At 59.5% G+C, this 13,318-nt stretch carries 12 protein-coding genes; 5 read left to right on the forward strand and 7 right to left on the reverse strand.

Going from position 1 to position 13,318, the window contains the following annotated elements; translation table 11 throughout:
• Positions 1 to 180: 180 nt before the first annotated feature.
• The 3 genes from QEZ52_RS15740 to ggt form a co-directional block, all read right to left on the reverse strand.
• Complete coding sequence (locus tag QEZ52_RS15740) at positions 181 to 594, reverse strand: GIY-YIG nuclease family protein (protein WP_406645397.1); 414 nt, start codon at positions 592 to 594, stop codon at positions 181 to 183.
• A gap of 239 nt (positions 595 to 833) precedes the next feature.
• Positions 834 to 2,240 carry an FAD-binding oxidoreductase gene (locus QEZ52_RS15745; protein WP_406645398.1) on the reverse strand — a complete coding sequence of 469 codons (1,407 nt, stop codon included), beginning with the start codon at positions 2,238 to 2,240 and terminating at the stop codon, positions 834 to 836.
• Between the two features lie 1,037 nt (positions 2,241 to 3,277).
• On the reverse strand, positions 3,278 to 5,062 hold the full coding sequence (ggt, locus tag QEZ52_RS15750; RefSeq protein ID WP_406645399.1) for a gamma-glutamyltransferase: 1,785 nt from the start codon (positions 5,060 to 5,062) through the stop codon (positions 3,278 to 3,280).
• Positions 5,063 to 5,220: 158 nt separating this feature from the next.
• Here ggt and QEZ52_RS15755 point away from each other — a divergent pair, with 158 nt between their 5' ends.
• The gene (locus QEZ52_RS15755; protein ID WP_406645400.1) at positions 5,221 to 5,850 is read left to right on the forward strand and encodes a M23 family metallopeptidase; all 630 of its coding nucleotides are present in this window, start codon (positions 5,221 to 5,223) and stop codon (positions 5,848 to 5,850) included.
• A 118-nt stretch (positions 5,851 to 5,968) separates the two neighbouring features.
• On the opposite strand, the gene QEZ52_RS15760 is transcribed toward QEZ52_RS15755, so the two are convergent.
• The gene (locus QEZ52_RS15760) at positions 5,969 to 6,955 is read right to left on the reverse strand and encodes a 2-hydroxyacid dehydrogenase (protein WP_406645401.1); all 987 of its coding nucleotides are present in this window, start codon (positions 6,953 to 6,955) and stop codon (positions 5,969 to 5,971) included.
• Between the two features lie 178 nt (positions 6,956 to 7,133).
• Between QEZ52_RS15760 and QEZ52_RS15765 the strand changes: the two genes are divergently transcribed.
• The gene (locus tag QEZ52_RS15765; RefSeq protein WP_406645403.1) at positions 7,134 to 7,673 is read left to right on the forward strand and encodes an SH3 domain-containing protein; all 540 of its coding nucleotides are present in this window, start codon (positions 7,134 to 7,136) and stop codon (positions 7,671 to 7,673) included.
• A 46-nt stretch (positions 7,674 to 7,719) separates the two neighbouring features.
• Here the strand turns inward: QEZ52_RS15765 and QEZ52_RS15770 are convergent, their stop codons facing one another.
• Positions 7,720 to 8,214 carry a dihydrofolate reductase gene (locus QEZ52_RS15770; protein ID WP_406645404.1) on the reverse strand — a complete coding sequence of 165 codons (495 nt, stop codon included), beginning with the start codon at positions 8,212 to 8,214 and terminating at the stop codon, positions 7,720 to 7,722.
• Positions 8,215 to 8,229: 15 nt separating this feature from the next.
• Positions 8,230 to 9,063 carry a thymidylate synthase gene (locus QEZ52_RS15775; protein WP_406645405.1) on the reverse strand — a complete coding sequence of 278 codons (834 nt, stop codon included), beginning with the start codon at positions 9,061 to 9,063 and terminating at the stop codon, positions 8,230 to 8,232.
• Between the two features lie 257 nt (positions 9,064 to 9,320).
• Here QEZ52_RS15775 and QEZ52_RS15780 point away from each other — a divergent pair, with 257 nt between their 5' ends.
• The 3 genes from QEZ52_RS15780 to QEZ52_RS15790 all read left to right on the forward strand — a co-directional run bounded on the left by QEZ52_RS15780 (position 9,321) and on the right by QEZ52_RS15790 (position 12,314).
• Positions 9,321 to 10,373: a hypothetical protein gene (locus QEZ52_RS15780; protein WP_406645406.1), complete on the forward strand. Its 1,053-nt coding sequence runs from the start codon at positions 9,321 to 9,323 to the stop codon at positions 10,371 to 10,373.
• A gap of 12 nt (positions 10,374 to 10,385) precedes the next feature.
• A complete protein-coding gene (locus tag QEZ52_RS15785; RefSeq protein WP_406645407.1) occupies positions 10,386 to 11,801 on the forward strand; it encodes a surface lipoprotein assembly modifier in 1,416 nt (471 codons plus the stop codon).
• An 84-nt stretch (positions 11,802 to 11,885) separates the two neighbouring features.
• Complete coding sequence (locus QEZ52_RS15790) at positions 11,886 to 12,314, forward strand: VOC family protein (RefSeq protein ID WP_406645408.1); 429 nt, start codon at positions 11,886 to 11,888, stop codon at positions 12,312 to 12,314.
• Positions 12,315 to 12,820: 506 nt separating this feature from the next.
• Here QEZ52_RS15790 and QEZ52_RS15795 read toward each other — a convergent pair.
• Positions 12,821 to 13,318 (reverse strand): MarR family winged helix-turn-helix transcriptional regulator, encoded by a 498-nt coding sequence (locus tag QEZ52_RS15795; protein WP_406645409.1) that lies wholly within the window; start codon positions 13,316 to 13,318, stop codon positions 12,821 to 12,823.

Consider the following 13,318-nt stretch of genomic DNA (forward strand, 5'->3'; position numbering starts at 1 on the left):
TGCCCAAGCCAGCGTTTGCGCGCAAAAGCCATCCGACGCATAAAACGACAAAACCGACCTTCTACGCCTTCAACGGTGAGAATTGGGGTCACCTTTGTCGGTTTTTGGGTTTTTTGACACGTTGCCGACCTGGCCCCGTTCCCAGCCCGGACTGCAGTCAACCATCCCGGGCGGGTCTCATTATGCGCCCTGCAGGTTCCAGATCGGTTTGATATGTTGAATAAGCCCCTGTTCCAAACCCGGCGCAGTTTGCACAGGCAATCCGTTCCAATCCGTGTGCTCGGGCATGGCATACAGCACGCGGGAAACCCGCCCGCCACCCAGCGCCGTTTTCAGCAAATGGTGAACCCGATGACTGGTTCGTTGTGCTTTGGGACCTCTGGCATAGTCGGCCATACGTTTGCTCAAGGTTCGAGCAGTGACACCGATGTACACGATATCTTCATCCACAATCAGCGCATAGACCCCCGGAAGGTCCGGCAGCGCCTTGTCCACCGTCAACTGGCCAGACGCTCCGATCTGCCAGTCGGCCCCATAGGTAAATCCGCGTTTCAGCAGATAGGTCCAATTGCGGCGGTCCCCCTGCCCAGTCACGGGTTCCGCTGCCGCACCGACACCCTGCAGAGATTGGAGGCCAGCAGGCGTTTGGGTCCACGCGCTTCCAATGTTGGGAGTGAGTGCTGGCCGTGGACGGATTTATGCCCTTTGCCACAGCTGTTTGAACCACCTCCCTCCGGGAGGCTGGTGCACGGTTTGCTGCGGTCACCGCATCGGCGATTTGCCAGACTTGCCCGGTGATGGTTCCGGGTTTGGGACGGGTATTCATTGTGGTGTCAGGTCCTGGTGACGATCTTGCCCGGATTCAGGATGTTCTGTGGGTCCAGCGCCGCCTTGACCGCAGCCATATAGCGGGTCGTGGCCCCCAATTCCATTTCCAGATAGGGTTTCTTGCCCTGGCCGATACCGTGTTCTCCGGTGCAGGTCCCATCCAGTGAAATCGCGTATTCATTCAGCCAGGCCACAAACGCTTCAACCGCTGCGACCTCATCCGGGTTGTCCATGTCAATCAGCGGCAGCGCGTGGAAATTGCCATCCCCGACATGACCCACAATCGGTGCCAACAGCCCCAATTCTGCGGCCTTGTCCTGGGCTCCGCTCACCGCTTCGGCCAGACGCGAGATCGGCACGCAGACGTCGGTGGAAATTCCCTTGGCACCCGGGCGCAGCTGATGCGTGGCCCAATACATGTCGTGGCGCGCCTGCCATAGCTTGTTGCGCTCTTCGGTGGACGTGGTCGCCGCAAAATCGGTGCCGCCAAACTCTTCGGCGATCGCACCAAAGGTTTCAGCCTGCTCCGCCACACCGGCGTCCGAGCCGTGAAACTCCAAAAGCAACAAGGGCGTGTCCGGCAGGTCCAGCTTTGAATAATTGTTGGCCGCACCGACGCTGAGCGTGTCCAGCAATTCGATCCGGGCCACGGGGATGCCATATTGGATGGTCATCATCACCGCACGACAGGCCGCATCCACAGTAGAGAACGAACACCGCGCGGAGCTGATCGCTTCCGGGATGCCTTGCAGCCGCAAGGTAATTTCGGTGATCAGACCCAATGTCCCCTCCGACCCCACCATCAACCGGGTCAAATCATAGCCGGCTGACGATTTCTTGGCCCGCTGCGCAGTGCGGATCACCTCGCCATCTGCCATCACCACTTCGAGCGCGATGACATTGTCCTTCATCGTGCCATAGCGGACCGCGTTGGTACCCGAGGCCCGCGTTGCTGTCATCCCGCCCAGCGATGCATTGGCACCTGGGTCGATCGGAAAGAACAGCCCCTGATCGCGCAGATAGGTATTCAGTTGCTCGCGTGTCACGCCGGGCTGCACCACCACATCCAGATCTTCGGCATGGACGGCCAGGATCTGGTTCATCTGGCTCATATCCACCGAAATTCCACCCGCAGGCGCATTCACATGCCCCTCGAGCGAGGTGCCGGTGCCAAACGCAATGACCGGAACATCATGGGTCGCACAGGTTTTGACGATCTCGGCCACCTCGGCAGTGCTGGTCGGAAAAACCACCGCATCCGGCTTCTGGTTCACGATATAGGTTGTGGTGTGGCCGTGCTGTTCGCGAATGGAATCGCCGGTCTGCAACCGCTCGTCAAACCGCTGTTTCAGAATGTCGATGACGGCTTTTATCCCGGTGTCGTTGCGGGGCAATGATGTGGCCTGGACCATGACGGCTCTCCCTTTTCCGGACATTGAATGCCCGTTGATTCACAGGTTAACTTATGGTGCACATGCACGACAGGACAAGACCTGACATCGCACTTGGCCCGCAGATCCCTGAGCCACCTGTCAACCTGCAAGGGGCGGAGCTGTTCCTCAGGGCCCACACCCACAGGAGGTTTTGCGCCGCGCTGCGCGCGTCGCCGGGCGGCAGGCCGCGCCTTCGGCGCGGCCTGCCTGGCCCAACGGACGGGTGCGGATCTTTGATCCGGATCCGGCGGACGGGAGCGCACCGTTTCGGCTTCAACAAACTTCGGGACCACATCCTATTGGGTCTTCACGTCAAAGATACCGGCTTCGATTTAATGTTCACAGCTTTGGTCAGGGGCTTTGCCAGGGCGGCAGCAACCAATGACATCGGTTACATTCCCATCTTCGTTCCGGAAAGACATTTGTCGCTGTCACCAATCCCCCCTCTGCGAGGCACGTATGGCGGAGGCGCTGTCAAAGTTATTAGCCCATATCGGGCATCAGCATCCCGCCAGAGTGTTTCACCGGTAAATCTGCGTCCCCGGTTCTTCGTTGTCAGGCGTTGCACCACCGTTTCCATGTCACGGTACCAGGTGGTCAGCATCGACCGATACGCCCCCTCGGACTGATGGGGGCGAATATTACGCGGCCAAGGGGCAAAGGGGGCAAGGGGCAAATACGGTTGCTTGCAGGCGCAGTTACCCCTCCCGTGCGTGTTCCACCGGATTTCCGTGCAAACCGCGGGTCCAGGTAATCCCGATCTACTCTCAGGTGAATGGCTGCCGACTCTGCCGTGCCCCACAGCGCGACATCGACGAATTCTCCGCTGGAATGACACATCTGGTCCGCTTGGGCACCTGTCGAACAGGAGACAACAATCACCCCAACCAAGGCGAAAACGCGCATATGGCCCGCCTCATGCACGCGGGTCCACACTGGGTCGCGACCCAGTGCTGCAAAGACCAAAACAAGTCAGGCCCAGCAAGCCATGCTGGCATATTCAGGCCCGGCCAGTGTTACTGGCCCATCGCAATGCCTTCGCGCCGGGGATCTGCTGCGCCTTTCAGCACCTCTCCAATCTCGATCGCATGAAGTCCGGAATTCAAATCCCGCGCGTTCACTTCATAGCCCATCTGTTCCAACGCTCCGACCATGTTGACCGCATTGGTCCCGGCTTCGACATCATAGGTGCCGAACCTGTTCACCAGATGCGGCATCGCTACGGCCTGTTGAACGTCATATCCCCAATCCGCCCAGGCAATGATCGCCTGTGCCACATAGCCGATGATCCGGCTGCCCCCCGGTGACCCGATGGCCAGAACCGGTTTGCCCGCCTGCATCACGATGGTCGGAGCCATGGATGACCGGGGCCGTTTGCCCGGCTCCAACCGGTTGGCGATCAGCACACCGTCACGGTGGGTGCGAAATGAAAAATCCGTCAGCTCATTGTTCAGCAGAAACCCACGGGTCATCACCCGTGACCCGAATGCATTTTCGATTGTGGTCGTCATCGACAGCACATTCCCATACCGATCCACGATCGAAACATGCGACGTTGATGGCAACTCGATCGCCTCGTCATCGGCCCAGTGCAGCGCATGGTCAAATTCGGGCGTGCCCGGGCCCACCTCTGGAAGCGCCACGGGTGCAGTCATCCCGCTGCCGCGCAGCTTCAGATAGGCCGGGTCCAGCAACCCTCGGGTCGGAACCGGGACATAATCGCTGTCGGCCATGTACCGCCCCCGGTCCGCAAAGGCGAGCCGCGAGGCATCCCCGATCAACCGCCACGACTGTGGGTCGTCTGCGCCCAGATCAGGCAGGTTGAATGGCTCAAGCGTACCCAGGATCTGTCCAACTGTCAGCGCGCCGGAACTGGGCGGACCCATGCCGCAGACCTGATAAACACGATACCCGGCGCAAACCGCCGCGCGTTCCTTGACCTCATACAACGCCAGATCCACCGCCGACAGAACGCCGGGGTTCCCGGCTGTGCGCACCGCCCGCACGATATCTGCTGCAATTGGTCCCGCATAAAAGACCTCCGCCCCCTTTGCTGCCAGTCTCTGTAAAGTATCGCCATAGGCCGGGTTGCGCAGGGTGTCGCCCTGTTTCACCGGCTGACCATCCGGCAGGAAATAGGCCGCAGTTTCCGGATGACGCGCCAACCGCTCTGCGTCACGCCGCACCAACCCCGCCAAACGCGGTGACACAGAAAACCCGCCGTCCGCCAGCGCGATGGCCGCATCAAACAGCCCCGACCACGGTGCGCGGCCCCATTTGCGATGCGCCGCCTGCATCAACGCAGGCGTGCCTGGCGTGCCTACGGACCGCCCTCCGACGACCGCATCAAAGAACCCCATCGGCTCCCCGGCTTCGGTCTGAAACAATGTCGGCGTCGCGGCCAAAGGCGCGGTTTCCCGCCCGTCCAGCGTTGTCAGCGCGCCGGTTTTGGCGTCATACCAAACCAAAAAGGCACCCCCACCCAGCCCCGAAGACTGCGGCTCGACCAGCCCCAGAACGCTCTGCACGGCGACCATCGCATCCGCTGCACTGCCCCCGTCCTGCAAGACTGCGGCCCCCGCCTGAACCGCCAGCGGGTTTGCCGCAGAGACCATCCATGTTTCGCCCACCACGGGCAAATTCTGTGCTTTGGCCTCCAACGCCGCGGCCACCGCCTGTGATGTGGCTGCAATCTGCCCTTCGACCGCGCCTTCGGGGGCAAATTTATCTGCGGTTTCCTGTGCGCCCAACGGCAGGGCGGCCCAGATCGCCACCAAAATTGCTATTGATCTTCGTTGCATGAAGCTCTCCCCGCCCTGGCGCTGTTTCAACCCCAGACTAACCGGCCCCCGCCCCACTCGCCAGTCTCCATTGCCACAGTTTGCGCCCAAGTCATGGCTTGACCCTGGCCATGTCCCTCAGCCACTTTTGCCCCGGTCGTTTGTTCAGGATATCGTAGATGCATTGGGTTTTCATAATCGTTCTTTCCGTCGTTTTTCACCTGGATGCCGATAGGGTCCAGGCCACGGAGCTCCCTGTGACCCTGCCCTATGGTGCCCCAAAGATCATTTCGGAGTTTCACAGCCGCAGGGGCGTCAAAGGACGGCAGCGCGGGTCCAAACATCAGGGCATTGATATTGGTGGTCCCAATGGTGCGCCAATTCTGGCTGCCGCAGATGGGGTTGTCGTCGAAACCGACATTGGGACGTGTTGGGGGCCGACAATTGTCATTGATCATGGGGCCGACCGTTCCGGCAAACCGCTGATTGCAGCCTATGGGCATCTGGGAGATATCTTGGTCAAGACAGGGCAGACCGTGACCCGCGGACAGCGGATTGCCCGGCTCAGCAACAATTTCACTAAATTTCGCTGTATTTCAGGGGTGCGCCACCTGCATTTCCAGATCGGGCGCAGCCATCGTTCAGGCCCCAAAGGCAGCTATTGGGGTCACATCAAATACCTCAAGGACGGCAAGAGCGCCACAAACCCACATCTGTTCTGGGCGGACGGCCCAGGTCAGGTGACATGCTTTCGGCCTGCAACGACCTATCCAAAGGGCACATTGACTTATCCGGTGCCCTGCCGTTGATCCACACGCGCGGGAGCAGCGCGGGGGCCTGCCCTCGCGCTGCCCGGCCCAACGGGGTCCGCGGCTTCGCCAGAAGCAGCAGACCCGGGCGGGAGCGCCCGAGCCTTGGGTAAGTCCGTTACAACATGCTTGGCACGACCTGATCCGGCGGCCGGTGCCCGTCCTCGAATGTTTTGATATTGATGATGACCTTTTCGCCCATCTCGTCCCGCCCCTCGACGGTGGCGGACCCCATATGGGGCAGCAACACCACATTCGACAGCTCCCGCAGGCGCGGGTTGATGTCGGTGCCATGTTCATAAACGTCCAACCCGGCCCCGGCGATCTCGCCCGCCCGCAACATCCGCGTCAACGCATGTTCGTCGATCACCTCGCCCCGCGACGTATTCACGATAACAGCACCGGGTTTCAACAGCTTCAGACGCCGGGCGTTCATCAAATGAAAGGTCGATGGGGTCGACGGGCAATTGATCGAAATCACGTCCATCCGGGCAACCATCTGGTCCAGGCTTTCCCAATAGGTCGCTTCCAGATCGCGTTCGACTTCGCTGCGCAGACGCCGGCGGTTGTGATAATGCACCTGCATGCCAAAGGCGCTGGCCCGTCGTGCCACCGCCTGGCCGATCCGCCCCATGCCCAGAATTCCCAGGCGCCGCCCGGCAATTCGGCCACCCAAAAGCGCCGTCGGGGCCCAGCCATCCCAATCGCCCTTCTGCATCACGGCCAAACCTTCCGGGATGCGCCGCACCACGGAGAGAATCAGCGCCATCGCCATATCCGCCGTGTCATCGGTCAACACACCCGGCGTATTGGACACCAGAACGCCACGTTGGCGCGCTGTCGCCACGTCAATATGATCGACCCCCGCGCCGTAATTGGCGATCAGCTTCAGCCGCTCGCCGGCCTGCGCCAGCAATGCCGCGTCGATCGTATCGGTCACCGTGGGCACCAGAACATCCGCCCCACGCATGGCGCTGGCCAGTTCTGACCGGGTCATCGGCGCATCGTCAGGACGCAACTGCACGTCAAAAAGTTCGCTCAGTCGGGTTTCCACCGGTTCCGGCAACCGTCGCGTAACGACAACACTCAGACGTTCTCTTGGCACTTCTGCTCTCCCACCGCTTTTCAAATCAGTCTGCTCCGTGTCATCGTGGCTCAGGATCCAAAGGGGCACAAGAACCCAACGGTCCACGGGGTCATTTTGCCCCATTTCCGCGACCGGCCGGGACAGGTTGGCGCAGAGCGCAAAAACGACAGTGAAAAAGACCGCCCGGGGACACCGGATGGCAAACAACGGCAGGCAGGCTGTGGCAGTACCGGGTACAAAACACTTCCGCATCGTGGCATTGGCCGCGTGTATCGGCATTCTTGGCACCGCCGTTCAGGCGCAACAGGCCCGTGGTCCGGTCACCAACCTGCCCTTGCCACGATTTGTGTCGATGAAAACCGGCGAAGGCAACGTGCGCCGCGGTCCCTCTCTGACACATCGCATCGACTGGGTGTTCAAACGGCGCGACATGCCGTTGCAGATCACCGCAGAATACGGTCACTGGCGCCGGGTTCGCGATCGCGAAGGCGCAGGCGGTTGGGTGCATTATGCGTTGCTGTCCGGTTCTCGCACCGTTCTGATCGAAGAAGACATGTTACCGGCCCGCACCCACCCTGATCCCAAGGCCCCCGTGGCGGCCGCCTTTGAGCTGGGCGTGGTGGCCCGGCTGGGCAAATGCCTGCCGGATTGGTGTCAGGTCACCGCTGGTGGCTATCGCGGGTGGGCCCCAAAGGACAAGCTGTGGGGGGTCGCCCCCGAAGAGACCCGGGACTAGAGCTCACGCGGCACTTTGATCCCGGCTGTCTCGCAATGCGGACCCGTCAACCGGCCCGACGCAAAAACTCATGCACCTCGCATCGCGGGTCGGCGTCCCGCAACAGCTGCGCCCCGACATTGCGCCACTCCCGGGATGGGATTTCGGGAAAATAGGCATCCGCATCGTCAACCGTCAGATCGACCTCGGTGATCAGCAGGCGATCTGCGCGCGCCAGCAGATCGGAATAAATCCGTGCCCCACCAATTCCATAAATCCGGCCATAGCCGCTGTCGCGGGCAAATTGCACGGCCTCGTCCAGATCGCCGAACACATGCTCCGCACCGGGAACCGCCTCAGAACCTCGGCTTGAGATCACGATATTCAGACGCCCTTTCAAGGGCTTGAACGGCAGGCTATCCCAGGTGTTTCGCCCCATGATCACGGCACCGCCGGTGGTCTCGCGTTGAAAAAACGCCAGATCTTCGGGTGCGCGCCACGGAATGGTATTGTCCTTGCCGATGGCACCATTGCGTGCCCGGGCTACAATCAGACTGATCATTTCGGCTCTTTCTGTTCAGACCGCCACCGGGGCGGAGATGTGAGGATCCGGGTCATATCCGGTGATTTCAAAATCCTCATAGCGAAAATCAAAAATCGACGAAACCTCACGTTTGATCCGCAGGCGCGGCAGCGGTTTCGGGCTGCGCGACAATTGGGTTTTCACCTGCTCCATATGATTGGAGTAGATATGCGCATCACCAATCGTGTGCACAAAATCCCCGGCTTCATATCCGGTCACATGGGCCAGCATGGCCAGCAGCAGCGCATAAGAGGCAATATTGAACGGCACCCCCAAAAACATATCCGCCGACCGTTGATACAGCTGCAGATGCATCCGCCCATTCAGCACCCGCACCTGCCACAACGTATGGCAGGGCGGCAGCGCCATGTCGGGCACCTCGCCCGGGTTCCACGCTGACACGATCAGGCGGCGGCTGTCAGGGCTGGTGCGGATCGTGTCCACCAGGTCGGAAATCTGATCGACGCTGCGGGCCAGGAACAACGGATCATCCCCATCCGTCCGATCCGTTGCCTTCAAAGCCGGAAACTTGCGCCACTGATGGCCATAGACCGGCCCCAGGTCGCCGTTTTCATCGGCCCATTCATTCCAGATCGACACCCCGTTTTCCGTTAGATATCTGATATTTGTGTCCCCCGAAAGGAACCACAACAGTTCATGGACGATGGATTTCAGATGCAGTTTCTTGGTGGTTACCAATGGAAATCCATCCGCCAGAGAATACCGGCTTTGCAACCCGAATGTTGCCACCGTTCCTGTCCCAGTCCGATCAGTTGAAACTTCGCCAGTTTCCAGAATGGTTTTCAACGCATCATGATATTGTTGCACGTTGCTCGCTCCTGCCCCCGTTGGCCAATGGACCCGGCACCATACCGGTCGACTGGCGGACTTTGTCTGTCACTAGATGAATCACACATACCCAAATCCAGTGGAACATCCAACTCAAACCGCAAGATGCAGTATGGCAATTCCGCCAGACCAAATGAAGAATCCCTCCCAACCCCCGCGTTTTTATTGACTTTCCATGAATTCCACCGGAAATTGCTTGAAAAACTCATGCCAATAACGAGCAGAGGCAGGCAGTCATGAAAAAATATATCGTTGCGTTGGCAGCGGGCCTAACGCTGTCCGCATGTAGTGGCGGAAATCCGTTTGTAGCCGACACCGGAACAGGAACTGGCACCGGATCAGGCGGATCGACGGGTGGCGGTATTGCAAGCGACCGAACGGTTCCACCGGGAACCCAAACTCCGGTCCCAGACGCATCCATCTTTCGGAGCGAACCGACCAGCACCGACGCCGGGAAATCCGGCAACGGATATGCGACGGCGATCGCCTATGATTCGGCAACAGATGAATTTTCGGTCGATAACCTCGGGTTTGACGGCAACAATGTGTATGCCCGCGACACCACGCCGGATATCGTGTCCAACCTGCCCTTTGCCGTCTACGAGGCCTCTGCCCAATTGCCCGACAGCCTGACCGGCACACCCATCAATCAGCTGAACCACCGCGCGATTTATGGTGTCAGCCAATCAGGCAACACCAAATTCGCCATCGTGCGCACCGGGGCCTATGTCGAATACGGATTTGGCGGGTTTGTCTATGAACGTGACGGCGGTGTGGTGCTGCCTGCAACCGGTCAGGCGCTGTACACCGGGCTCTCGCAGGGTCTGCGCGACAAGAACGGCACCGGCGGGCTTCAGCATACGCGGGCCGATATGTCGATTGCCATCGACTTTGACGATTTCAACGACGTCACCGGCACCCGTGGCGATGCTGTGCGCGGGAATGTCTCAAACCGCCGCATCTTTGATATGGACGGCAATGACGTTACCGACGGTGTTCTGGGCAGCATCAACGCGAGCCTGAACACCACGATGACCGCCATTCCCGATGCAACGTTTGTGGTGGAGCCCGGAGTTCTGGACGACAACGGTGAAATCCTGGGCCAGATGAACAGCTACTATGTTGATTCCAGCGGGCAGAACCAGGTGTTCGAAACCGGCAACTACTATGCTGTCCTGTCCGGCACCAACGCGGACGAAGTGGTCGGGGTTTTTGTTATGGAAACCACGCGGGATCCCAGCGCAACCGGTGTTCGCGACACCAGCGGTTTTGTTCTCGTCCGCCAGTAAAGGCAGGCGGCCATGGCCCGGGGACGCATCAGAACCGCATTAGGAACAGGCACCCTGGCGGTGCTTGTCGGCTGGGCGGCGCTTGCTGCACCACAGGCTACGCCTGTGGTGGAACGCGTCACACTCAGCCCCGCGGAATTGCGCGAGGCAGCCACTGGCGCGCTAAAGGCTGGCCATCCCGAAATCGCCTATCGGTATTCGGACGCGTTGGTCAAACGCGACGCCACCGATCGCACTGCCCTGTTGATCCGGGCCCGCGCAGCGCGCGACCTGGGTCAGTATGACAACGCCAAACAATCGGCCAAGGCAGCCTGGAAGCAGGCGGAAACACCAGAAGACAAATTCTCGACGTCGATGATCATGGCCCAGACACTGTCATCGGCTGGCCAACGGACAATGGCGCAATTGTGGTTGCGCCGCGCCGCGCAACACGCCCCGACCGAGGCGCTGGAAAACCGGGCAATCCGCGATTTCCGCTATGTCCGTTCCCGCAATCCGTGGAACACGCAATTTTCCTTTGCCATTACGCCGGATTCAAACGTCAACAACGGGACGTCGGAAAAATACCTGAGCGACGATCCCGACGACTTTATTGGATCCCAGACGGAATTCAGCGCCAATTCGCGCCCCATTCCCGGGATGGAAATCGCCTTGGGTGCCAGTACACGGTATCGGTTTCGCGAAACCGAAACACATGCAAATGATCTGACGTTTTCGACCCGGTTCCAGCACTATGTCATTTCCTCCAGCGACAAACGCCGGTTGCGCACGGTCGAAGGCAATGACTACGACTTTGGGTATTATGAATTCGGCTACGCGCATCGCGGCAAGAACCGCGAAGGACGGGGGGAATATCGCCTGTTCACGACGGTCGGGCAGAACTGGTATGGCGGCGAGGAATACTCCCGCTATGTCGATCTGGCCGGTGGGCAGACCTTTTACCTGGAGAACTATAGATCCATTCGGGTCAACCTGTCCGCGCGGCGTACCTTTGGTGTGACCCGCAGCGATCTGGACGAAGTCAACGCCAGCGTCTCCTATCGGTTTCCCATCGGAACCTCGGGCATCCTGTCAACCAGCCTGAATGCCTCGATTGGTGAGTCGCCAAACAATGCCGGCGACAGCTATGAAGCGATCGGGGCGCGGGCCTGGTATAGGCTGACAAAACCGGTTCTGGGCGCACGGGCATCGTTTTCGGTTTCGGCCCGCAGCAAGGTACATGATGACTACGTGCATGGGGTGCTGATCCGACAGGTTGGGCGCGAAGACATGCAGTATACTGCCGACTTCCTCCTGGTCTTTGACCAAATTGATTACTACGGATTCAATCCGACAATGCGGGTGTCTGCCTCGCGCACCGACAGCAATGTGACGCGCCTACAGGCCGAACGGTTCGGTATCAACTTTGGCATTCAATCCGCATTCTGATCCGCTTTGAGCGCCTGGACCTCTCGACAATCCCTGCCACCGCCCTAAGCTGCCCGGGAACATGACCCGCGCAAGGAAACAATTATGGCTTTGACCTATCTGCACACCATGGTCCGGGTAAAGGACCTGGACGAAAGCATGAAATTCTTCGGCCTGTTGGGGCTGGAGGAAACCCGTCGTTGGGAAAACGAACAGGGACGGTTCACGCTGGTTTTCATGGCCCCTCCCGGTCAGCCCGAGGCCCCGGTCGAGTTGACCTATAATTGGGATGGCGATGACGGTCTGCCCAGCGACGGACGCCATTTCGGGCATCTGGCCTATGGGGTCGATGACATTTATGCCGTCTGCGCCCATCTGCAGGCCAATGGTGTGACAATCAATCGCCCGCCCCGTGACGGTCGCATGGCCTTTGTGCGCTCGCCAGATAATATTTCGGTCGAATTGTTGCAAAACGGCGATGCGCTGGCTCCCGCTGAACCCTGGACCAGCATGGACAGCACCGGTCACTGGTAATCCAGCCAGGCCAGGGAGCAAATTGCAGTCCAATTACCGGGCCAAATTACGGGCCGAACTGCGGGCCACTCCAAATATCGGGCCAAAAACCGGGCCAAATATCGGGTCCAAATACCGGGTTCAGGTTTCCGGTCCTGATATCTGACCCGGAATTCGCTCTTCCACCCGCACCGGTGGGAGAGCGCGCCAGACAGTCACCCGGTTCGCCGGGCCTGGACTTTAGACACGATCTGCAACGACACATCGCAGAGCCCCCAGCACATGTTTATGGCGGACCGCCAGACAGCCCGCTTCAAATTCGTACACATTTTGACAGTTTGTTTCCCTGGGCCCACAACCGGTCACTTCTGCAACCGTCTTCCCGACCATATCCCTTCGGTGACGAAGAGTACCCTTGTCGGTTTGTCGACCAAACCGCCCGTTCACGCATCGGGCCGGCTCAAACTAAAAGCGCGCCTGACAGGCTGCTTTCACACGTTGCCCCATCCCATGGGACATCCGCAAGTTCAGTAGATGTACCGGATCTGATCGGTCCAATAGCGCTCCATCCGCTTCAGCGCGCCGGTGATTTCCTCGATTCCTTCGTGGGTCACAACACCGCGATTCACCAGACCTTCGGCATGACGGCTGAACAGCCCCTGCACCACATCGCGGATATCCCGGCCCTTTTGCGTCAGACGCACGCGCACCGACCGGCGGTCGATCTCACAGCGCTGATGGTGCATGTACCCCATCTCGACCAGCTTCTTGAGGTTGTAGCTGACGTTGCTGCCCTGATAATACCCACGGCTTTTCAATTCGCCTGCCGTCACTTCATTGTCGCCGATGTTGAACAGCAAAAGGGCCTGAACGGCGTTGATTTCCAACACGCCTACCCTTTCGAATTCGTCCTTGATCACATCCAGCAACAATCGGTGCAACCGTTCCACCAGCGCAAGCGATTCCAGATAGCCAGACATAAAGTCCTTGGCGGACTTCTGGCCAATAGGCAATTCCATACTCAT

The sequence above is a fragment of the Aliisedimentitalea scapharcae genome (assembly GCF_045277565.1).
Taxonomy (GTDB): domain Bacteria; phylum Pseudomonadota; class Alphaproteobacteria; order Rhodobacterales; family Rhodobacteraceae; genus Aliisedimentitalea; species Aliisedimentitalea scapharcae.